A 19,467-nucleotide genomic window follows, 5' to 3' on the forward strand; every position below is an offset into this window, starting at 1 on the left:
AGCCCGGCGGGGGGCCGGCTACCCGTCGAGGGCGGCCAGCGCGGCCGGGACGTCCCCCGGGAGGGCGGCGACGGCGGCCGCGCCCGCGGCGGTCAGCTCCGCCGGGCCGCCCGGTCCCCACCCGGCGCCCACGCACGGCAGCCCGTGCGCGGCCGCGCCGAGGACGTCGTGCTCGCGGTCGCCGACCAGCGCCACGGGACGGGCGGCGGGATGGGCGGCCAGCGCCGCGGCGACCACCTGGTCCTTGTGCCGGACCGCGCCGTCGAGGGTGGCGCCGTGCACGCTCGCGAACGCGCGCAGCAGCCCGACGTGCGACAGCACCCGGACGGCGAAGGGCTGCGGCTTGCTGGTGGCGACGGCGAGCACCGCGCCGCCCGCGCGCAGGTCGCGCAGCAGGCCCGGGACGCCGTCGTACACCGCGACGTCGAGCAGCGCGCCGGCCGAGTAGTGCGCCCGGTACGCCGTCACGGCGCGGTCGACGTCGGCGCCGCGCAGGCCGAACACCGTGGCGAAGCCGTCCTGCAGCGGCGGGCCGACCATCGCGCGCAGTTGCGCGGGCGTCGGCTCCGGAAGGCCCAGCCCCGCGGCCGCGACCCGGACCGAGTCCCAGATGCCGGGCGTGGAGTCGACGAGGGTGCCGTCGAGGTCGAACAGGACGAGCGGGGTCGCGGCGGGCTGCACCCCGGGATGGTCCCCCGCGGCTCACCCGCCCGCGGCGCGGGCCGCGCGGGCGGCCAGGGTGGCGAAGGCGTCGCGCAGTTCCGGCGGGCCGACCACCTCGACGTCGGCGTCGAACCGCGCGAGCGACGCGGCGAGACCCGTCCACGACCACGAGCCCAGGCGCACCCGGCAGCGGTCCTCCCCGGCCGGCTCGACCGTGCCGTCGCCCACGAACGGGACGACCTCGGCGGCCGGGAGGTCCAGCAGCACCTCGCCGCGGCACGCCCAGGCGTCGGGCCCGGCGGAGCCCCTGAGGCGGGCCGACAGCCACGCGCCGGCGTCGCCGCCGGGGACCTCCCGGGGCACGAACCGGGGCCCGTTCGGCGTGCGCAGGCGGATGCGGTCGGCGCGGAACGCCCGCCAGTCGCCGCGGCCGGGATCCCAGGCGACGAGGTACCAGCGGCCGGCGCGCGCGACCAGGGCGTGCGGCTGCACCTGACGGGGCGGGCGCGGCTGGTCGTCGGGGGTCCCACCGGGGGTGGCATGGTCGAAGCGGAGCTCCTCCCGGGCGCGGACGGCGGCGCTGATCGCCAGGAGGACCTGGGGGTCGGCGGGCGCGTCGGCGCGGGCGACGACCGTCGCCTCGAAGCCCTCCACCCGGCCGCGCAGCCGCGCGGGCAGCACCTGCCCGAGCGTGGCCAGCGCCCGGACCGCTGCCTCCCCGACCGCGGCCCCGCTGACGACGGCGGCCCGCAGCGCCACGGCCAGCGCGACCGCCTGCTCGTCGTCGAACAGCAGGGGCGGCAGCCGCGACCCGGCGTCGAGCCGGTAGCCGCCGTCGGGCCCGCGGACCGCCCGCACGGGGTAGCCGAGCTCCCGCAGCCGGTCGACGTCGCGGCGCAGGGTGCGCTCGCTGACCCCCAGCCGCTCGCGCAGCACCGGTCCGGGCCAGTCGCGGCGCGCCTGCAGGAGCGACAGCAGGGCGAGCAGGCGCCCGGAGGCGGCGGGGGCGGAGGTCGTCGGCACGCCGTCCATCCTGCCCGCAGAACCGGCCGCTCCCTGACCTGTACCGCCGACAGAGTAGTGCACGTCGCCGGAGACGCCGGCGGCACCGAGACCAGGAGCACCCGTGACCGTGCAGACAGTCGCCCACCTCAACTTCTCCGGCCAGGCCCGCGCGGCGCTGGACTTCTACGCGTCCGTGTTCGGCGGTCAGGTCGTCGCCGTCACCTACGGCGACGCCGGCATGCCGCGGGACCTGCCCGGCGCGGACCTCCTCGTCTTCGGCCAGGTCGTGGGCGCGGACGGCTTCTCCGTCATGGCCTACGACGTCCCGGGCCGGCAGCCGGCCGCGCCGGGGACCGCGGCCCCCCGCGCGCGGCGGGAGAACGGCACGACGCTCACCGACGAGCCCTTCTTCCTCTCCGTCCGCGGCGGGACGGTCGAGGAGGTGCAGGCGCTGTGGGACCGGCTGGTCGTCGGCGCCGCCGTGGTCGAGGCCTACGGCCCGTCGGCGTGGGCGCCGGCGTCGGGCATGCTCACCGACCGGTTCGGCGTCACCTGGATCCTCGACGTGGCCGCCCCGTACGCCGGCTGACCGTCCCCGGGGCGGCCGGCCGCGGAACCGGCCGCCCGCCCGGGAAGGGCTCAGGAGGTGGCCCACACGCCCAGCACGTTGCCCGCCGGGTCCGCGAAGGTGAACCGCCGCCCGCCGGGGAAGGCGTAGGGGCCCTCCACGACCCGGCCGCCGGCGCGGGTCACGGCCTCGGCGGAGGCGTCGAGGTCGGCCGAGAACAGCAGCACCAGCGGGCCGCCGGGGGCGGTCCCGTCGGCCAGCCGCAGGCCGCCGACCTCGGTGTCGCCCTCCCCGCGGATGCCCGAGTACGCCGGGCCGTAGGAGGTGGTCCGCCAGCCGAACGCCTCGCCGTAGAAGCGCTCGGCGGCGGCCAGGTCGGTCACGGGGAGCTCGACGTAGTCGATGGCGTGGTGCCGCTGCGTGCCGGTCATGGCGGCAGCCTGCCCGGCGGTGCCGACAGGACCGGTCAGCGGCTCGAGACGGCGACGCGCAGCCCCAGCGCCACGAGCACCGTGCCGCTCACGCCCTCGAGCCAGGTGCGCACCCGCGGCCGCCGGAACCACGCCCCGGCCCGCGCGACCCCGGCCGCCAGCGACAGGTACAGGACGGTCTCCAGCGCCACCTGCACCAGCGCCAGCAGCGCCGTGGTGGCGAACAGCGGCCGGTCGGCGGGGACGAACTGCGGGTAGAAGGCGACCATGAAGACGGCCGCCTTCGGGTTGGCCAGCTGCACCAGCACGCCCTCGCCGAACGCGGCCCACCCGCCGCGGCGCGGCCCCGGGGCGGCACCGGCCGCCGCCCGGCCCGCTCGGTGCTCCCGCCAGGCCGCGCGCAGCGCCTGCACCCCGAGCCAGACCAGGACGACGGCGCCGACGCCCTTGAGCACCCAGAACGCGGCCTCGGAGGCGGCCACGAGGCCCGCGACCCCGGCCGCGGCCAGCAGCGCCCAGGCGTAGAGGCCGGCCTCCAGGCCGAGGACCGTCGGGACGGCGGCGCGGAACCCGCCGACCGCGGCGCGGCGCAGGATCAGCGCCACCGCCGGCCCCGGGGACGCGGCGATCAGCAGGACGGCCAGCAGGAACGCCGGCTCCGCGATCGACTCCACGCCGCGGATGGTGGCACCGGCCGGGGCCGGCGCTCGACCGCTTTACCGGAGCACGGCGGCGAGGAACTCCTCCACCCGGGAGCGCAGCTCGGCGGCGAGCTCCTCGCCCACCTCGACCGGGTCGCGCTCGCGCAGCCACGGCGGGATGTCGCTGCGGACGCGGGCGGCGCAGCCCAGGTCGGCGCAGACGTAGGTGCCCACGGTGTTGCCGTTGCGGCCGGCCTCCCCGGCGCGGCGGGCGGTGAACAGCGAGACGGCGTCGCCGGGCTGCGTCGAGCGGCACAGCAGGCACATGACCGTCCGGCGGGCCGACATCCGCGACTCCGCGGCGCGCAGCGCGATGCCCACCGGCCGGCCCTCCCGCTGGACGACGAGGTAGCCGCGCAGCGGCGCCTTCGGGTCGCGCCAGCCGAGCACGTCGAGGGTGTCCCACGGCAGGTCGCCGAGGTCGCGCGGCAGCGTGGCGGAGTTCGCCTCGCCCTTCGAGCAGTTCACGAAGGAGCGCCGCACCTGCTGCTCGGTCATCGGTTCCACGAGGGACCATCCTGCGTTCCGGCACCGGCCGGTCTCAACGCATTTACCCACCCCGCCGCCTCCTCGACGGTGGCCGCCACCGCCACGCCCCGGGGCAGCGGCGGGCGGCGGACCAGCACCACGGGCAGCCCGAGCCGGCGCGCCGCGGCCAGCTTGGCCTCGGTCATCGACCCGCCGGAGTCCTTGGTGACGACGACGTCGACGCCGTGCTCCCGCATGAGTGCCGTCTCCTCGTCCTCGGTGAACGGGCCGCGCGCCAGCAGCAGCACCGCGCCGGCCGGCAGCGGCTCGCCGGGCGGGTCGACGGCGCGCACGAGCACCCGGCCGGGCAGCGCCGCGAAGGCGCCGACGCCCTGCCGCCCGGTGGTGAGGAACACGGTGCCGGCGCCGGAGACCGCCGCGGCGGCGTCGGCCAGCGAGTCGACGTACGTCCAGCGGTCCCCCGGTCCCGGCGTCCAGCCCGGGCGCTGCAGCCGGAGCAGCGGGGTGCCGGAGCGGGCCGCGGCGGCCGCCGCGGAGGCGGTGATGCGGGCGGCGAACGGGTGGGTGGCGTCGACGACGGCGCGCGGCCGGTGGGTGGCCAGCCAGTCGGCCAGCCCGTCGGCGCCGCCGAACCCGCCCACCCGCACGTCGCCCTCGGGCAGCACCGGGTCGGCCACCCGCCCGGCGAGGCTGGACAGGACGTCGACGCCGCCGGCCACCAGCGCCGCGGCCAGCCGCCGGGCCTCCCCCGTGCCGCCGAGCACCAGCACCTGCCCGCTCACGATGCCTTCCCGCTCCCGCGGGGCGCTCCGCTCCTCGCTCGTTCCTCGCTGCGATGCTCACGCCCCTGTCCGCTCATGCTGCCCGCCCGGGGATCATGGGGCGGTGAGCAGGGACGGCGCCTCCGGGCTGCGGCACGGCTGGACCACCGGCGCGTGCGCGACGGCGGCCACCACCGCGGCCTACACCGCGCTGCTCACCGGCGAGTTCCCCGACCCGGTGACCATCGACCTGCCGGGCGGCCGGCACCCGGCCTTCGCGCTGGCCCGCGAGTCGCTGGAGCCCGGGGCGGCCACCGCCGGGATCGTCAAGGACGCCGGCGACGACCCCGACGTCACCCACGGCGCGCTGGTGAGCGTGCGGGTGACCCACGGCGAGCCGGGCAGCGGGGTGGTGTTCCGGGCCGGCGAGGGCGTGGGCACGGTGACCAAGCCCGGGCTGCCGCTGGCGGTCGGCGAGCCCGCGATCAACCCGATGCCGCGGCAGTTCATGGGCGAGCACGTCGCGGCGGTGGCGGCGCGGCACGGCGGCAGCGGCGACGTCGTCGTCGAGGTGTCCATCGAGAACGGCGCGGAGCTCGCGCGGAGGACGTGGAACCCGCGGCTGGGCATCCTCGGCGGGCTGTCGGTGCTCGGCACGACCGGCGTCGTCGTCCCGTACTCCTGCTCCTCGTGGATCGACTCGATCCGCCGCGGCATCGACGTCGCCCGGGCCGCCGGGCGGGAGCACGTGGCCGGGTGCACCGGCTCCACCAGCGAGAGGACGGTGCAGGAGCTCCACGGCCTGCCCGAGGACGCGCTGCTCGACATGGGCGACTTCGCGGGCGCCGTGCTCAAGTACCTGCGCCGCCACCCGGTGCCGCGGCTGACCGTGGCCGGCGGCATCGGGAAGCTGGCCAAGCTCGCCGACGGCCACCTCGACCTGCACTCCGGCCGCTCGCAGGTGTCCTTCGACTCCCTCGCCGCGCGGGTGGCCGCCGCGGGCGGCTCGCCGCAGCTGGTCGCGGGCGTGCGCGGGGCGAACACCGCGCTCGACGCGCTGCGGCAGTGCCAGGCTGCCGGGCTGCCGCTGGGCGACCTGGTGGCCGCCGGCGCCCGGGAGACGGCACTGGGGGTGCTGCGCGGGGCGCCCGTCGCGGTCGACGTCGTGGTGATCGACCGTGCGGGCGCGGTGGTCGGGCGCGGCTAGCGGCATCTCGTCGTCGAGTAGAGGTGGCTGTCGGGGAACTCCCCCGCGGTGAGCACCGGGCCGACGACGACGACCGCCGTCCGCCGGACCCCCGCCGCCTCGACCTGCGCGGCGATGTCGGCGAGCGTGCCGCGCAGCACGAGCTCGTCGTCGCGGCTGGCCCGGGCGACGACGGCGACCGGGCCGTCGGCCCCGTAGTGCTCCGCCAGCAGCGGCGCGAGCTCGGCCATCCGCTGCACGGCCAGGTGCAGCACGAGCGTGGCGCCGGTGGCGGCGTAGGCGGCGAGCTCCTCCCCCGGCGGCATCGGCGTCGAGCGGGCACTGGTGCGGGTGAGGACGACGGTCTGCCCGACGCCGGGCACGGTCAGCTCCCGTTTGAGCGACGCGGCCGCGGCGGCGAAGGCGGGCACGCCGGGGACGACGTCGTAGGGGACGCCCGCGGCGTCGAGCCGGCGCATCTGCTCGGCCATGGCGCTGTAGACCGACGGGTCACCGGAGTGCAGCCGGGCGACGTCGTGGCCGGCCTCGTGCGCGGCGACCAGCTCGGCGGTGATCCGGTCGAGGTCCAGGTCGGCGGTGTCGACCAGCCGGGCGCCGGGCGGGGCGGAGTCGAGCAGCTCGCGGGGCACCAGCGCGCCGGCGTAGAGGCACACGGGGGCGCGCGCGATGATCCGCGCCGCCCGGAGGGTGACCAGGTCGGCCGCGCCGGGCCCCGCCCCGATGAAGAAGACCGTCACCAGCGGGTCACCGACCAGATCGTCACGGGCATCGCCGGCTTCCAGCCGGTGAACGAGCCGACCGGCTCGGCGCGCGAGACCTCCACGCGCACCAGGTCGCCGCCGACCTTCGCGTGCCACTGCGCGAGCACCGCCTCGCTCTCCACCGTGACGGCGTTGGCCACCATCCGCCCGCCCGGCGGGAGCGCGTCCCAGCACGTCTCCACCAGCAGCGGCGTCGTCAGCCCGCCGCCGATGAACACCGCGTCGGGCGCACCGAGCCGGGTGAGCACCTCCGGCGCGTGGCCGTGCACCACCCGCAGGTAGGGGACGCCGAGGCGCGCGGCGTTGCGCGCGATCCGCTCGGCGCGCTCCTCGGAGGCCTCGACGGCGACCGCGCGGGAGGTGGGGTGCGCGCGCATCCACTCGATGCCGATCGACCCCGACCCGGCGCCGACGTCCCACAGCAGCTGCCCGGGCACCGCGGCCAGCCGCGACAGCGTCACCGCGCGCACCTCGGCCCGGGTGAGCTGCCCGTCGGACTCGTAGGCGCCGTCGGGCAGGCCGGGCGTGGTGGGCAGCGGCATGGTGCCGCGGTCGGCCCGGCACTCGACGGCGGTGACGACGAGCGCCGGCGCCGGCTGCGACCAGGTGGCCGCGGTGCCGGTGCGCACCTCCTCGTCGGGGCCGCCGAGCCCGCCGAGCACCGTGACCAGGCTCTGCCCGTAGCCGCGGCCGGCCAGCAGCGCGGCCACCTGCGCGGGCGTCTCGCCGTCGGACCCGAGCACCAGCAGCCGCCGCCCGGGCTGCACGTGCGGGTGCAGCAGCTCCAGCGGCCGCCCGACCAGGCTGACCACCTCGGTGTCCTCCACCGCCCAGCCCAGCCGGGCGCAGGCCAGCGACACGGACGACGGCGCCGGCAGGACCCGCACCCGCTCGGCGCCGAGAAGCCGGGTCAGCGTGGTGCCGATGCCCGAGAGCATCGGGTCGCCGCTGGCCAGCACGACGACCGCCCGGCCGGCGTGCTCCTCGACCAGCCCGGGCAGCGCCTCGGTGAGCGGCGAGGGCCAGGGCACCCGCTCGGCGGCGACCTCCTCCGGCACCAGGTCCAGCTGCCGGGCGCTGCCGAGCAGCACCTCGGCGCGCTCGACCTCCGCACGGGAGGTGGGGGCGAGCCCGTCCCAGCCGTCGGCGCCGATGCCGACGACGACGACCGGCGCGGTGGGCACGGTCTCGCTCACGCCGGCAGCTCCCCCTCGGGCCCGGCCGCCTCGGCCAGCAGCCGCTCGCGCAGGTCCTCGGGCAGCCGGTCGACGTAGACGACGCCGTCGAGGTGGTCGACCTCGTGCTGCAGGCACCGCGCGGCCATGCCGGTGGCCTCGATGGTGACCGGCTTCCCCTTCACGTCGACGCCGTCGACCCGGGCGCGGAAGGCGCGGGCGAGCTCGGCGTAGGGGCCGGGCACCGACAGACAGCCCTCCTCGGTGACCTCCTCGGCCGGCTCGCCGTCGGCCGGGGGCAGGACCGTGAGCTCCGGGTTGACCACGTACCCGACGACGTCCTCGCCCGCGGCGTCCGGGCAGTCGATCACGAAGACCCGCGCGTCGACGCCGATCTGGTTGGCCGCCAGGCCCACGCCGTCGGCCTCGCGCATCGAGGCGAACATGTCGAGCACGAGCCGGCGCAGCCGCTCGTCGAACCCGGTGACCGGGACGGTCGGGCGGTGCAGCACCTCGTTGCTGCCGTAGGTGACGATCGGCCGGGCGACGCCGTCGTAACGGCCGGGCAGGCGCATGGCCGCGATCCTAGGAAGCGGCCTGGGCAGGATGGTCGCCGTGCCGCTCCGCAGAGACGTCCCCACCGCCGCCGGCCTGGCACTCGGCGCGGCCGCGGACCTGCTGCTGGCCGACCCGGCCCGGCGGCACCCGGTGGCCGGGTTCGGCTCGCTCGCCGCGGCGCTGGAGCGGCGGGTGTGGCGCGACGCGCGGCCGGCGGGCGCCGCCCACGCGCTGGTGCTGGTCGCCGGCGCCGCGGGCCTGGGCGCGGCGGCCGACCGGGCCACGGCCGGGCGGCCGGTGCTGCGCACCGCGGCGGTCGCCGCCACCACGTGGACGGTGCTCGGCGGCACGTCGCTCGGCCGGGCGGCGGCCGCGATGGCCGGCGCCCTGGAGGCCGGCGACCTGCCCGGGGCCCGGGCGCTGCTGCCCGCGCTGGCCGGCCGCGACCCCGCGTCCCTCGACACCGGTGAGCTGGCTCGCGCCACCGTGGAGTCGGTCGCGGAGAACACCTCCGACGCCGCCGTCGCGCCGCTGGTGTGGGGCGCGCTGGCGGGCCTGCCCGGGCTGCTCGGCTACCGCGCGGTCAACACCCTCGACGCGATGGTCGGCCACCGCTCGCCGCGGTACGCCCGCTTCGGCTGGGCCGCCGCGCGGGCCGACGACGTCGCCAACTGGCTGCCCGCCCGGCTCACCGCCGCGCTCACCGTGGCCGTGGCCCCGCTCGCCGGCGGGTCGCCGCGGGAGGCGCTGCGCACCTGGTGGCGCGACGGCGCCGCCCACCCCAGCCCGAACGCCGGCCGCTGCGAGGCCGCGGCGGCCGGCGCCCTGGGACTGCGGCTGGGCGGGCGCAACGTCTACGGCAGCCGGGTCGAGGACCGGCCGGTGCTCGGCGACGGCCGCGCGCCGGAGAGCAGCGACGTCGGCCGGGCGGTGCGCCTGTCGCGGGCGGTGTGGCTGGCCGCGGCGGCCCTCGCGGTGGCCAGCAGGGCCGCCCGGCGCGGCTGAGGCCGGGTCAGCGGCCCGCGCCCGTGCAGGGCGCCGCGCGCCCCGGACGTCACCGGGAAGCCCGCCGGGTCGAGGCGGGGGTGGCTGCGCGGCGGGTCGGCGGGACCGCGGCCGCCGCGCACGGCGACGACGAGCGTGGTCACCGACAGGGCGCCGAGCGCCAGCAGGAACAGCAGCAGGAGGACTGCACTCGAGGTCATGGGGAGGACAGTGGCACCGTTCTCACTGGACCGGAGCGGTCCAATCCGGCATGGTGGCCTGCATGCCACCGGGGATCGAGCAGTCCACTCCCGCCGAGCTGGCGGGTCTCGTCGGCCCGCTGACCGACCTGCCCGGCCCGCGCTACGCCGGGCTGGCGCGCCGGGTCCGCGAGCTGGTGGCGCTCGGGCAGCTGCCGCCGGGTACCCGCCTGCCGGCCGAGCGCGACCTCGCCGCGGCGCTGGGCGTGAGCCGGGTGACCGTCGCCTCGGCCTACCGGCTGCTGCGCGAGGAGGGCGCGGTGAGCACGCGGCACGGCGCGGGCACCGTCGTCGAGACGCCGCCCGTCGACGCCGTGTGGTCCGCGCCGACGACGGACCCGGAGGTGCTCGACCTCGCCCACGCCGCCCCCGAGGCGGCGCCGCAGCTGGTGCCCGCCTACGAGCGCGCGCTCGCCCGGCTGCCGGGAGTGGTCGCCGGGCACGGCTACGCGCCGAGCGGCCTGCCCGAGCTGCGCGCCGCCATCGCCGACCGGTACACGGCCCGCGGCCTGCCCACCGACCCCGACCAGGTGGTGGTCACCGCCGGCACCGGCGACGCCACCGCGCTCGTCGTGGAGGTGATGCTGCAGCCGGGTGACCGCGTGCTCGTCGAGCACCCCACCTACCCCGGCGCGGTCCAGCTGGTCACCGCCGCCGGGGGGCGGTGCGTGCCGGTCGCGGTCGACGCCGGCGACCCCGACGCCGTCGTCGGCGCGGCGCACCTGGCCACCCGGCAGAGCAGCCCGCGGCTGGCCTTCCTCATGCCCGACTTCTCCAACCCCAGCGGCGCGCGGCTGTCGGCCGCCGGCCGCCGGCGGCTGGCCGCCACGCTCTGGCAGCAGGGCGTGCTCGCCATCGTCGACGAGGTCACCGCCGAGCTGTGGCTCGACGACGACGCCGGCCCGCTGCCGCCCTACGCCGCCGGGCTGCCCGACGCCGCGACGGTGACCGTCGGTGGCCTGTCGAAGTCGGTGTGGGGCGGGCTGCGCATCGGCTGGCTGCGCACCGACGCCGCGCTGGCCGCCTCCCTCGGCGCCGCGCTGGGCCGCCGGCAGCTGTCGGTCGGCCCGCTCGACCAGCTCGCCGCCGCCGCGCTGGTGCGCGACCTCGACCCGGTGCTGGCCGGGCGCCGGCAGCTGCTGCGGGAGCGCCGCGAGGTGCTGCTCGCCGAGGCCGCCGCGCGGCTGCCGCACTGGACCGTCCCGCGCCCGTCCGGCGGGCTGTCGGCGTGGAGCACGCTGCCGCCGGGCCGCAGCTCCGCCGCCCTCGCGGCCGCCGCGGCCCCGCTCGGCCTGCTCCTCGCCGAGGGGCGCGCCTTCGGCACCGGCACCGCCTTCGACGACCACCTGCGGCTGCCGTTCACGCTGCCGCCGGCCCGGCTGCGCACCGCCGTCGCCACCCTCGCCGCCGTCGACTCCGCCCTGGCCGGGGGGCCGGTCGCGCGCCATCCGGCGCGGCCCGTCACGGTGGTGTGAGGCGAAACGGACGCGCCCGTCCGGTGCGGGTGCGCGCCGTGCACACCGGGTCTACCGTCCGGGGTGTCCCGAGCGGCCGGGACTCGTCCCGGCTCTTCCGCAGGTGGTCGAACAAGCGGCTGCGCGGCGCTCTCCCCGGCCGACGCCGGGGTGCCCGACGGAGTTGGTCATGACCTCGACACAGCCTCGCCCTGTCCGGACCCACCCCCGTCCCCCGCGGACGGCCGCACCGCCGCTGCCCCGCCCGCCGGCGCCCTCCCCCCTGGTCTCCCGCCGCACCCGGGTCGCCGCGCGCTGGCGCTACGACCGCGCCACCGGCGAGTGGCAGTGGTCGGAGGAGATGTGCGTCCTCCACGGGTTGCCGCCCTCCGGCGCCACGCCGAGCACCGAGGTGCTCGTGGCCGCCCAGCACCCCGACGACCGTCCCCGCACCATCGACGCGCTGTCCGCGGCGGTCACCGCCGGCCAGGCGTTCTGCCTGTCCGTGCGGCTGCGGCTGCCCGGGACCGTCGAGCGCACCGTGGTGCTGCTCGGCGAGCCACGCCTCGACGGCGAGGGGCGGGTGGCCGGCGTCGAGGGCCTCGTCGTCGACAACCCCGCCGTGGGCGCCGGCGCCCCCGGCCCCGCGGCCGTGGACCGGGTGCTGGAGCTCGAGACCGAGCTGGCCCAGCTGCGCACCGCGATGACCAGCCGGGCGCCCATCGAGCAGGCCAAGGGCGTGCTGATGCTGCTCACCGGCTGCGGAGAGCAGCCTGCCTTCGACCTGCTGGCGCACATCTCCAGCCACGTGCACCGCAAGGTCCGCGACGTCGCGCTGGACCTGGTCGCCTCGGCGTCGGGCGGCCGCCCGCTGTCCCCGCAGGTGCGCGAGATCCTGCGCGACGCCTGCCCGCCGGGCGCCGCCGGTCACCCGGGCGGCTAGGACCGCGCCGGCCCGTTCCTCCCCCGACGCACCCTCCCCTGCCGCGGTCGCCTCCCCCGCGGCAGGGGAGGATGCCCCGGGTCCCGGTGGCCGGTGCCGGGACGCCACGAGGGAGGGGGCGGCGTGTTCTACCTCGTCGCGCGGTTCGTGCTCAAGCCGCTGTTCTGGCTGCTGTTCCGGCCGCGCGTGAGCGGCCGGGCCCACGTCCCGGACGACGGGCCGTTCATCATCGCGAGCAATCACCTGTCCTTCATCGACAGCATCGCCATCCCGCTGGCGTCCCCGCGGCGGGTGCACTACCTGGCCAAGGCCGAGTACTTCACCCGCTCCGGGCCCGGCGGCTGGCTCACCCGCACCCTGTTCACGGCGCTGGGGGCCATGCCGGTCGAGCGGGAGACCTCCCGCGCGGCGCAGGAGGCCCTCGACACCGCGCTCGGCGTGCTGCGCCGCGGCGAGGGCTTCGGCATCTACCCGGAGGGCACCCGCTCGCGCGACGGCCGCCTGGCACGCGGGAAGACCGGCGTCGCCTGGCTGGCGCTGACCGCCGACTGCCGCGTCGTCCCGGTGGCCGTCGCCGGGACCGACCGCGTGCAGCCGGTCGACTCCCGCTGGCCGCGCCCGCACCGGGTGTCGATCACCTTCGGGGCGGCGCTCGAGTTCCCCGAGCACCGCGGTCAGGCCGCCAAGGGCCGCCCGCGCCGCGAGGTCACCGACCGGATCATGGAGGCGATCGCCGACCTGTCCGGGCAGGAGAAGGCCGGCTGGGGGCAGCCGGCCGCATGAGCGGGGCCCTGCTCGTCGCCGGGACGACGTCGGACGCCGGCAAGTCGGTGGTCACGGCGGGCATCTGCCGCTGGCTGGCCCGCCAGGGCGTGCGCGTCGCGCCCTTCAAGGCGCAGAACATGAGCAACAACTCCATGGTCACCGCCGACGGCGCGGAGATCGGCCGGGCACAGGTCATGCAGGCGCAGGCCGCCGGGGTGGAGCCCGAGGCCGCGATGAACCCGGTGCTGCTCAAGCCCGGCGGCGACGACGCCAGCCAGGTCGTCGTCCTGGGCCGGCCGGTGGCCGAGGTGACCGCGCTGTCCTACCGGCCGATGAAGGCCGCGCTGCTCGAGCAGGTACTGGCCAGCCTCGCCGACCTGCGGTCGCGCTTCGACGTCGTGGTGTGCGAGGGCGCGGGGTCCCCCACCGAGATCAACCTGCGCGCCGACGACATCGCGAACATGGGCCTGGCCACCGCGGCCGGCCTGCCCGTCGTCGTGGTCGGCGACATCGACCGCGGCGGGGTGTTCCCCGCGCTGTACGGCACGGTCGCGCTCATGCCGCCCGCCGACCAGCGGCTGGTGGCCGGCTTCCTCGTGAACAAGTTCCGCGGCGACGTGCGCCTCCTGCGCCCCGGGCTCGACCGGCTGACCGCGCTCACCGGCCGGCCGACGCTCGGCGTGCTGCCGTGGCTGCCCGGCGCCGCCCTCGACGTCGAGGACTCCCTCGGCGTGCCCACCGGCGTCTCCTCGGCCGGGCCGCCGCACGGCGAGGAGGTGCTGCGCGTCTCGGTGGCCCGGCTGCCGCGGCTGTCGAACTTCACCGACCTCGACGCGCTGGCCGCCGAGCCGGGCGTGCTGGTCCGCTACGTCACCCGGCCCGAGGAGCTCGCCGACGCCGACCTGGTCGTGCTGCCCGGCACCCGGGCGACCGTGTCCGACCTGGCGTGGCTGCGCGCCACCGGACTGGCCGAGGCGGTCGGCCGCCGCGCCGCGGAGGGCCGGCCGGTGCTCGGCATCTGCGGCGGGCACCAGATGCTCGCCCGCACGATCACCGACGACGTCGAGTCGCGGGCGGGCACCGTGGCCGGGCTGGGGCTGCTGCCGGCCGACGTCGCCTTCGCGCGGGAGAAGACGCTGGGTCGCCCGTCCGGCGAGGCGCTGGGCCACCCGGTGCGCGGCTACGAGATCCACCACGGCGTCGTCACCTACGCGGACGGGGCCGAGCCCTTCCTCGACGGCGGCCGGGCCGGCGCGGTGTGGGGCACCACCTGGCACGGCGCGCTGGAGAACGACGGGTTCCGCCGCGCCTTCCTGGCCGAGGTGGCGCGGGCGGCGGGCCGGCGGTTCGTGCCGGCCCCGGACACCTCGTTCGCCGCGGTCCGCGAGCAGCGGCTCGACGCCCTCGGCGACCTGGTCGCCGAGCACGCCGACACCGCGGCGCTGTGGCGACTGCTCGAGGAGGGCCCGCCCGACGGCCTGCCGCTGCTCCCGCCGGGCGGCTCGTCCGGGGCGGCGGGGTAGGACGGCCTCGCCTCCCGGGCTACCGTCGGACCGTGCAGCCCGACCCGGTCCTGGCCTCCTACCGCCCGCCCTCGCAGCTGGTGCTGGACAAGGAGATCGACCACCTCGACGTCCACTGCCGGGCCCTCGTGGGCCTGTCGCCGTTCCTCACCCTGGCGACGGCGGACGCCGACGGGTTCCCCGAGGTGTCCCCCCGGGGCGGCGACCCGGGCTTCGTCAAGGTGCTCGACGAGCACCGCCTCGTGCTGCCCGACCGGCAGGGCAACAACCGGCTCGACAGCCTGCGCAAGGTCGCCGGGAACCCCAGGGTGGCGCTGCTGTTCTTCGTGCCGGGTCTCGAGGAGACGCTCAAGGTGTTCGGCACCGCCGAGCTGCTGCCGCCGGACGCGCTCGGCGTCGACCTGACCGAGTTCGGCCGGGCCCCGCGCTCGGTCATGGTGGTGACCGTCCAGCGGGCCTACCTGCACTGCGCGAAGGCGGTCATGCGCTCGGGGCTGTGGGACCCGGCGAGCCGGATCGACCGCGCCGCCCTCCCCCCGTTCGGCGTGATGATCCGCGACCACTGCGGTCTGGAGACGCCGCTGCCCGACGACGCCGTCATCCGGGCCGACCTCGCGCTGGAGCTCTGAGCGCCCGGTCCTGTCGGGGCGTCCTGCCAGGCTGCGGCCATGGCGACCGACTTCCAGGTGACGATCGACGCGACCGAGCCGCACGCGCTGGCCGACTGGTGGGCCGAGGCCCTCGGCTGGTCGGTGGAGGCCCAGGACGAGTCCCTCATCCGCGGCACGGTGGCGGCCGGGCACGCGTCGGAGGCCGACACGACCACCCACCGCGGCAGGCTCGTCTGGGCGGTGGGCGCGGCCATCACCTCGCCCGACCCCGGCCGGCCGCGGGTGCTGTTCCAGCGCGTGCCGGAGGCCAAGACGGTCAAGAACCGCGTCCACCTCGACGTCCGCGTGGGCGACGAGCGCCGCGAGGCCGAGGTGGCCCGCCTGCTGGGCATGGGCGCCACCGAGCTGTGGCGGTCCTCGCAGGGCCCGTTCACGTGGGCCACGCTCGCCGACCCGGAGGGCAACGAGTTCTGCGTGGCCTGAGGTCAGGCGGAGAGGTCGCGCGCCAGGCGGCGGGACACCACGGTGCGCTCGGCGATCCGGCGCACCCGGTTGCGGCGGCGCGTGCGCCCGCCGGCGAGGTAGCGCGCGTCCTCCACCAGCTGGAACGCGGCGAGCACGCTGGCACGCGGCTCGCGTACGAGTGAGACGGTCGCGACGACGGGCTGGGCCGAGGTCATGGGAGCCCCCTCTCCCGGGGAGCGATGGCTGCGCGCCCCGTGACGCAATGGTGCCCAGGAACCACGCTCCGGAACCAGAACTGGCCCGAATTGGTACCGGTGTGACGGACGGGACAGCTGTGACGGCGTCGGGGGTCTCCTACGGTGCCTCCATGGCCCGCCCGAGCCGCCTCGTCGACACCGTCCTCTCGCTCCTCCGCGCCGCCACCGCCACGCCGGCCCGCGCGGCCCGCGCCGCCCGCCCGGGCCGCCGCCGGGCCCCCTCGCAGCCGGCGTCCCGCCCGGCCCCGCGCGGGCCGGGCGCGACGCCCGGGGCCGTCGACACGCATTACCGGCCCCGCGCCGACGGGCACCCCGACCCCGGCGAGGTCGTGTGGGCCTGGGTGCCCTACGACGAGGGCGACGGCCGCGGCAAGGACCGGCCGGTGCTCGTGGTCGGCCGCCGCGGCGCGGAGCTGGTCGGGCTGATGCTCACCAGCAAGGACCACGACCGCGACGCCGCCGACGAGGCCCGGCACGGGCGCACCTGGATGGACGTCGGCAGCGGCGGCTGGGACCGGCAGGGCCGCCCGAGCGAGGTGCGCCTGGACCGGCTGCTGGTCCTCGACCCCGGGACCGTGCGCCGCGAGGGCGCCGCGCTGGACCGGGCGGTGTTCGACCGGGTCGTGGCCGCGGCCCGCCGGACCCAGGGCTGGTGACCCGCTAGAAGGGGACCTGCTGCGCGAGCAGTCCGGCGCCGGTGCCGCGGCCGGACAGCACCCGGCAGAACTCCACGGCATCGCACTCGACGTCCTCACCGCCCGCCCCTGCGGACCACGTGCCGCCCGCCGGGCCGGTGAGCCGCAGCCGGAACGGGCGCCCGTGCCGCTGCGCCCACTCCCGCACGACGTCGGCGACCAGGACGCCGTCGTGCTCCGGCGTGAGGACGGGCTCGCGGCCGGTGGCGCGGGCGACGTCGGCCCGGTGCATCCAGGTGTCGCGGGTGAGGACGACGTCGAGCAGGTACCCGAGCGACCACCACTCCCGACGGCCGCCCACTCCCTGCGCCTCGGGCAGCGGCAGCCGGCCGACGACCCGGGCGAGCCGGCGCCGGCCGCGGGCGGCCCGCGGTCCGACGTCGGCGAGGGCGGCCACCAGCTCCGGCACAGGGAGGTGCGCCTGCTCGCGGACCTGCAGCGCGGTCAGGGAGTCGACGCCGCCGCCCGCGCGGGCCGCGGCCGCGTTCTGGCGCACGAACTGCCCGGGCGAGGCGACCATCCGGGCCATCCCGAGGACGTGCCCCGCCATGGCCCGCACGTCCCAGCCGGGGCAGTCGGTCGGCCGCGCCCACTCGCCGGGCCCGAGGCCGGCGACCAGGTCGGCGAAGCGGCCGTACTCCGTGGCGGCCAGGCGCACCGCCGCGTCCCGGTCCAGGACGGCGGTGCGGCCCACGGCGAGCGAGGTCATGACGGCTCCCTCCGCCGGCGCGGGCGGTCGGGAGCGCGGGCCCGCACCGTGCAGGGGATGGTCGTCCCGGCGGGCAGCGGGGACAAGGGGTCCCGGGCCCGGCCGCTCAGTCGGCGCGCGCGGAGTCCCGCCGGTCCTGGGGCGCGCGCTGGCGCAGGTAGTAGACGCCGGCCTGGCCGGGCAGCGGCTGGAGGTCGTAGCGGGAGACGACCTTCGGGCCGTCGTGCAGGTGCACGTGCGTGACCGTCGGCAGCGGGTCGCCGTGGCGCGCGGCGCGGATCTCCACCCGGCCGTCGAGCGGGCCGCCCACGAACAGCAGGACGGCGTCCTCGGACGGGGCTGCGGTGGGGTCGACGTCGGTCAGCTCGGGCTCCTCCCTCGGCGCGGTCACCCGGACCAGGGTAGGCGGCCCGCGCCCCGCCTCCGGCCCTGCGCCCGGTCCGCCGCGCTCAGGTCCGCCGCAGCCGCCGGGCCACGAGCGGGGCGGCGAGCAGCATCACGAACAGCCGCAGCACCTGGACGGCGAGCACGAAGGTGGCGTCGGCGCCGGTCCCGGTGGCCGTGGCGAGGACGGCGTAGAGCCCGCCGGGCGTCGTCGCGAGGTAGCCGTCGAGCCGGCTGACCCCGGTGGACGCCGCCAGCACCTCGCCGAGGCCCGCGCAGGCGACCACCAGCCCGACGATGATCGCCAGCGCGAGCGGCAGGGCCCGCCCGACCGTGCGCAGGCTCGCCACGGTGAAGCGCAGCCCCACCTGCAGACCGATGAGCAGGAACGCCGCCGCCTCGACCGCCGCCGGCACGTCGGCGCCGCCGGAGAGCCCGGACAGGTCGGCCGCGGCGGCCAGCAGCAGCGGGCCCAGCAGCGCCGGCACCGGCAGCCGCACGAGGCGGGCGAGCGGGTAGCCGGCCAGGGCACAGGCGGCGGTGAACAGCAGCCCGGCCGGCCAGCCCGGGCCGTCCGGCGTCGCGGCGGTGGTCCCGGCCCCCGGGTCGGCGCCGTAGACCGCCGTGGCCACCACGGGCATGAGCACGACGATCAGCAGCACCCGCAGGTACTGCAGGACCGCCACCATCCGGTCGTCGGCGCCGAGGTCGCGGGCCATCGCGGTGATGCCCGACGCCCCGCCAGCGATCATCGCGAAGGCTCCGGTCACCGGGCTGATCCCCGGCTGCAGCCGCAGCAGCAGGCCGGCGCCGACCGTCAGCAGCAGCGTGGCGAGGGTGACCAGCAGGACCGGCACCGCGTCCTCGCCGATCGCGGCGAGGGTGTCGAGGTCGACCAGCGCGCCGATGGAGACCCCGACGACGGCCTGGGCCGCCATCGTCCCCGCGCGGGGGACGTCGAGCGCCCGGCGCCCGGCCAGCCCGCGGACCAGGCCGGCCAGCAGCCCGCCGAACAGTGCGGGCGACGGGACGCCGGCGAGGTCGAGCAGGACCGCGGCGCCGGCCGCCCCGGCGACGACCAGCGCGCCGTCGGCGAGCCGCCGGGGGTCGGGGCGGGCGGCCCTCACAGGCCGGCGATGCGGCGCAGCTCGGCGACGTGCGCGTCGAAGGCCCGGCGTCCCTCGCGGGTGAGCGACAGGCTGGTGCGCTGCCGGCTGGCGACGGTCGTCTTGCTCACCGCCACGTAGCCGGCCTCCTCGAGCTGCTTGACGTGCTTGGACAGCACCGAGTCGCTCACGCCCACGCGGTCGCGCACGGTGGCGAACTCCATCGTGTCGACGACGGCGAGCAGGCCGCAGATCTGCAGGCGCGGCGGCGGGTGGATGACCGCGTCGAAGTGCGGCGCGACGGCCGTCACAGCCCGCCCCCGCTGCGGAGCTCGGCGGCCCAGCGGCGGCCGTAGACGCGGCTGAGCAGGCCGGCGGCGAGACCGAGCACCGCGCCCGCCGGGACCATGACCCAGTGCTGGTCGAAGCCGACCGCCAGCACGAACGCCGGGACCAGGACGACGAGGACGAAGGCGCCCCAGGCGGCCATGACGCGCGGCGGGGTGTCCAGCCAGAGCCCCGTGCGGCGCCGGTAGGTGGAGACCAGCGCGCCGAGCCCCGCGCCGAAGAGCAGCAGCGCCGGGAAGGTCACCCAGAGGGAGTCGAGGGCGTAGGAGGCGAGGAAGCCGAACAGCAGCAGCCCGAGGGCGACGTCGTACCACCAGGGCTGCACGACCCGGTCGGCGAGCGCCGCCCGGTCGGAGCGCAGGGCGGCGAGCTGCGCGGCGGCGGTCTCGCGGTCGATGGCGTCGTTTTCCATGCCGGAAAGTGTGGACTGTCTCTTTCCGTTCCGTCAAGTCACCGCCCGGCCTGCCGCGCCGGAGTGTCGCGTGGTTCCATGACCGGGCCACAGCGACGGCAGTGGAGGAAGCCCGGTGCGACTCCGGCGCGGTCCCGCCACTGTGACCCGGACGCCTCGCCCGAGGCGCCCCGGGGAGTCAGGAACTCCCGCCGCCGCCTCCTGCCACCTCCGGGCGTGGACACCCGGGGAG

General features: G+C 78.0%; 25 protein-coding genes and 1 riboswitch. Of the genes, 10 read left to right on the forward strand and 15 right to left on the reverse strand.

Annotated elements, in window-relative coordinates:
- Window positions 1–18 precede the first annotated feature (18 nt).
- On the reverse strand, window positions 19–681 hold the full coding sequence (locus WA616_RS12565) for an HAD hydrolase-like protein (RefSeq protein ID WP_073418265.1): 663 nt from the start codon (window positions 679–681) through the stop codon (window positions 19–21).
- 21 nt (window positions 682–702) lie between these two features.
- Window positions 703–1,686: a helix-turn-helix transcriptional regulator gene (locus WA616_RS12570; protein WP_336030262.1), complete on the reverse strand. Its 984-nt coding sequence runs from the start codon at window positions 1,684–1,686 to the stop codon at window positions 703–705.
- A 103-nt stretch (window positions 1,687–1,789) separates the two neighbouring features.
- On the opposite strand from WA616_RS12570, the gene WA616_RS12575 reads away from it, so the two are divergent.
- Window positions 1,790–2,257: a VOC family protein gene (locus WA616_RS12575; RefSeq protein WP_336030264.1), complete on the forward strand. Its 468-nt coding sequence runs from the start codon at window positions 1,790–1,792 to the stop codon at window positions 2,255–2,257.
- A 50-nt stretch (window positions 2,258–2,307) separates the two neighbouring features.
- Here WA616_RS12575 and WA616_RS12580 read toward each other — a convergent pair whose 3' ends face one another.
- From WA616_RS12580 to WA616_RS12595, 4 genes are read right to left on the reverse strand one after another with little or no spacing between them, the layout of a single operon-like run.
- Window positions 2,308–2,667, reverse strand: a complete 360-nt coding sequence (locus WA616_RS12580) for a VOC family protein (protein WP_336030265.1) — start codon at window positions 2,665–2,667, stop codon at window positions 2,308–2,310.
- A 35-nt stretch (window positions 2,668–2,702) separates the two neighbouring features.
- Window positions 2,703–3,341, reverse strand: coding sequence for a LysE family translocator (locus WA616_RS12585; RefSeq protein WP_336030266.1), 639 nt, complete (start codon window positions 3,339–3,341; stop codon window positions 2,703–2,705).
- Window positions 3,342–3,383: 42 nt separating this feature from the next.
- Window positions 3,384–3,866 (reverse strand): FBP domain-containing protein, encoded by a 483-nt coding sequence (locus tag WA616_RS12590; RefSeq protein ID WP_336030492.1) that lies wholly within the window; start codon window positions 3,864–3,866, stop codon window positions 3,384–3,386.
- Complete coding sequence (locus WA616_RS12595) at window positions 3,863–4,639, reverse strand: cobalt-precorrin-6A reductase (protein ID WP_336030267.1); 777 nt, start codon at window positions 4,637–4,639, stop codon at window positions 3,863–3,865. Before WA616_RS12595 ends, WA616_RS12590 begins: the two co-directional genes overlap by 4 nt.
- Before the next feature lie 103 nt (window positions 4,640–4,742).
- Here WA616_RS12595 and WA616_RS12600 point away from each other — a divergent pair, with 103 nt between their 5' ends.
- The gene (locus tag WA616_RS12600; RefSeq protein ID WP_336030268.1) at window positions 4,743–5,825 is read left to right on the forward strand and encodes a cobalt-precorrin-5B (C(1))-methyltransferase; all 1,083 of its coding nucleotides are present in this window, start codon (window positions 4,743–4,745) and stop codon (window positions 5,823–5,825) included.
- Here the strand turns inward: WA616_RS12600 and cobM are convergent.
- Genes cobM through def form a run of 3 tightly spaced genes read right to left on the reverse strand, consistent with a single transcriptional unit; the run spans window position 5,822 to window position 8,336 of the window.
- Complete coding sequence (gene cobM / locus WA616_RS12605; RefSeq protein WP_336030270.1) at window positions 5,822–6,562, reverse strand: precorrin-4 C(11)-methyltransferase; 741 nt, start codon at window positions 6,560–6,562, stop codon at window positions 5,822–5,824. The genes WA616_RS12600 and cobM overlap by 4 nt on opposite strands.
- Entirely contained in the window at window positions 6,559–7,782 is a 1,224-nt protein-coding gene (gene cbiE, locus WA616_RS12610; protein WP_336030272.1) for a precorrin-6y C5,15-methyltransferase (decarboxylating) subunit CbiE, read from the reverse strand. The genes cobM and cbiE overlap by 4 nt, the downstream gene beginning before the upstream one ends.
- Entirely contained in the window at window positions 7,779–8,336 is a 558-nt protein-coding gene (def, locus tag WA616_RS12615; protein ID WP_073418249.1) for a peptide deformylase, read from the reverse strand. Before def ends, cbiE begins: the two co-directional genes overlap by 4 nt.
- A gap of 40 nt (window positions 8,337–8,376) precedes the next feature.
- Between def and WA616_RS12620 the strand changes: the two genes are divergently transcribed.
- From WA616_RS12620 to WA616_RS12650, 7 genes are all read left to right on the forward strand, one after another.
- Complete coding sequence (locus WA616_RS12620) at window positions 8,377–9,324, forward strand: cobalamin biosynthesis protein (RefSeq protein ID WP_336030274.1); 948 nt, start codon at window positions 8,377–8,379, stop codon at window positions 9,322–9,324.
- Window positions 9,325–9,586: 262 nt separating this feature from the next.
- Complete coding sequence (yczR, locus tag WA616_RS12625) at window positions 9,587–11,038, forward strand: MocR-like transcription factor YczR (RefSeq protein WP_336030275.1); 1,452 nt, start codon at window positions 9,587–9,589, stop codon at window positions 11,036–11,038.
- Between the two features lie 169 nt (window positions 11,039–11,207).
- A complete protein-coding gene (locus WA616_RS12630) occupies window positions 11,208–11,960 on the forward strand; it encodes an ANTAR domain-containing protein (RefSeq protein ID WP_336030276.1) in 753 nt (250 codons plus the stop codon).
- Window positions 11,961–12,083: 123 nt separating this feature from the next.
- Window positions 12,084–12,743, forward strand: coding sequence for a lysophospholipid acyltransferase family protein (locus WA616_RS12635; protein WP_336030277.1), 660 nt, complete (start codon window positions 12,084–12,086; stop codon window positions 12,741–12,743).
- Window positions 12,740–14,248: a cobyric acid synthase gene (locus WA616_RS12640; protein ID WP_336030279.1), complete on the forward strand. Its 1,509-nt coding sequence runs from the start codon at window positions 12,740–12,742 to the stop codon at window positions 14,246–14,248. Before WA616_RS12635 ends, WA616_RS12640 begins: the two co-directional genes overlap by 4 nt.
- Window positions 14,249–14,280: 32 nt before the next feature.
- Window positions 14,281–14,877: an MSMEG_1061 family FMN-dependent PPOX-type flavoprotein gene (locus WA616_RS12645; protein WP_336030281.1), complete on the forward strand. Its 597-nt coding sequence runs from the start codon at window positions 14,281–14,283 to the stop codon at window positions 14,875–14,877.
- A 39-nt stretch (window positions 14,878–14,916) separates the two neighbouring features.
- Window positions 14,917–15,342: a VOC family protein gene (locus WA616_RS12650; RefSeq protein WP_073418238.1), complete on the forward strand. Its 426-nt coding sequence runs from the start codon at window positions 14,917–14,919 to the stop codon at window positions 15,340–15,342.
- A 2-nt stretch (window positions 15,343–15,344) separates the two neighbouring features.
- On the opposite strand, the gene WA616_RS12655 is transcribed toward WA616_RS12650, so the two are convergent.
- Window positions 15,345–15,539: a hypothetical protein gene (locus tag WA616_RS12655; RefSeq protein WP_336030284.1), complete on the reverse strand. Its 195-nt coding sequence runs from the start codon at window positions 15,537–15,539 to the stop codon at window positions 15,345–15,347.
- 152 nt (window positions 15,540–15,691) lie between these two features.
- Here WA616_RS12655 and WA616_RS12660 point away from each other — a divergent pair, with 152 nt between their 5' ends.
- The gene (locus WA616_RS12660; RefSeq protein WP_336030286.1) at window positions 15,692–16,237 is read left to right on the forward strand and encodes a type II toxin-antitoxin system PemK/MazF family toxin; all 546 of its coding nucleotides are present in this window, start codon (window positions 15,692–15,694) and stop codon (window positions 16,235–16,237) included.
- Window positions 16,238–16,241: 4 nt separating this feature from the next.
- Here the strand turns inward: WA616_RS12660 and WA616_RS12665 are convergent, their stop codons facing one another.
- The 5 genes from WA616_RS12665 to WA616_RS12685 all read right to left on the reverse strand — a co-directional run bounded on the left by WA616_RS12665 (window position 16,242) and on the right by WA616_RS12685 (window position 19,235).
- Window positions 16,242–16,985 (reverse strand): maleylpyruvate isomerase family mycothiol-dependent enzyme, encoded by a 744-nt coding sequence (locus WA616_RS12665; RefSeq protein ID WP_336030287.1) that lies wholly within the window; start codon window positions 16,983–16,985, stop codon window positions 16,242–16,244.
- A 106-nt stretch (window positions 16,986–17,091) separates the two neighbouring features.
- Complete coding sequence (locus WA616_RS12670; RefSeq protein ID WP_336030288.1) at window positions 17,092–17,376, reverse strand: hypothetical protein; 285 nt, start codon at window positions 17,374–17,376, stop codon at window positions 17,092–17,094.
- A gap of 58 nt (window positions 17,377–17,434) precedes the next feature.
- On the reverse strand, window positions 17,435–18,496 hold the full coding sequence (locus WA616_RS12675) for an AbrB family transcriptional regulator (RefSeq protein WP_336030289.1): 1,062 nt from the start codon (window positions 18,494–18,496) through the stop codon (window positions 17,435–17,437).
- Window positions 18,493–18,786 carry a transcriptional regulator gene (locus WA616_RS12680; protein WP_073418230.1) on the reverse strand — a complete coding sequence of 98 codons (294 nt, stop codon included), beginning with the start codon at window positions 18,784–18,786 and terminating at the stop codon, window positions 18,493–18,495. Before WA616_RS12680 ends, WA616_RS12675 begins: the two co-directional genes overlap by 4 nt.
- Entirely contained in the window at window positions 18,783–19,235 is a 453-nt protein-coding gene (locus tag WA616_RS12685; RefSeq protein WP_336030291.1) for a hypothetical protein, read from the reverse strand. Before WA616_RS12685 ends, WA616_RS12680 begins: the two co-directional genes overlap by 4 nt.
- Before the next feature lie 104 nt (window positions 19,236–19,339).
- A riboswitch (cobalamin riboswitch) is annotated at window positions 19,340–19,423 on the forward strand.
- The last annotated feature ends 44 nt before the right edge of the window (window positions 19,424–19,467 follow it).

Source organism: Geodermatophilus sp. FMUSA9-8 (assembly GCF_037034165.1).
GTDB classification, from domain to species: Bacteria; Actinomycetota; Actinomycetes; order Mycobacteriales; family Geodermatophilaceae; genus Geodermatophilus; species Geodermatophilus nigrescens.

Excerpts from the sequence above, each read along its gene's own strand:
- WA616_RS12590 (WP_336030492.1), bottom strand. The coding sequence starts at position 3,866 with ATGACCGAGCAGCAGGTGCGGCGCTCCTTCGTGAACTGCTCGAAGGGC.
- WA616_RS12655 (WP_336030284.1), bottom strand. The coding sequence starts at position 15,539 with ATGACCTCGGCCCAGCCCGTCGTCGCGACCGTCTCACTCGTACGCGAG.
- WA616_RS12580 (WP_336030265.1), bottom strand. The coding sequence starts at position 2,667 with ATGACCGGCACGCAGCGGCACCACGCCATCGACTACGTCGAGCTCCCC.
- WA616_RS12630 (WP_336030276.1), top strand. The coding sequence starts at position 11,208 with ATGACCTCGACACAGCCTCGCCCTGTCCGGACCCACCCCCGTCCCCCG.
- yczR (WP_336030275.1), top strand. The coding sequence starts at position 9,587 with ATGCCACCGGGGATCGAGCAGTCCACTCCCGCCGAGCTGGCGGGTCTC.
- WA616_RS12640 (WP_336030279.1), top strand. The coding sequence starts at position 12,740 with ATGAGCGGGGCCCTGCTCGTCGCCGGGACGACGTCGGACGCCGGCAAG.
- def (WP_073418249.1), bottom strand. The coding sequence starts at position 8,336 with ATGCGCCTGCCCGGCCGTTACGACGGCGTCGCCCGGCCGATCGTCACC.
- WA616_RS12685 (WP_336030291.1), bottom strand. The coding sequence starts at position 19,235 with ATGGAAAACGACGCCATCGACCGCGAGACCGCCGCCGCGCAGCTCGCC.
- WA616_RS12650 (WP_073418238.1), top strand. The coding sequence starts at position 14,917 with ATGGCGACCGACTTCCAGGTGACGATCGACGCGACCGAGCCGCACGCG.
- WA616_RS12665 (WP_336030287.1), bottom strand. The coding sequence starts at position 16,985 with ATGACCTCGCTCGCCGTGGGCCGCACCGCCGTCCTGGACCGGGACGCG.
- WA616_RS12660 (WP_336030286.1), top strand. The coding sequence starts at position 15,692 with ATGGCCCGCCCGAGCCGCCTCGTCGACACCGTCCTCTCGCTCCTCCGC.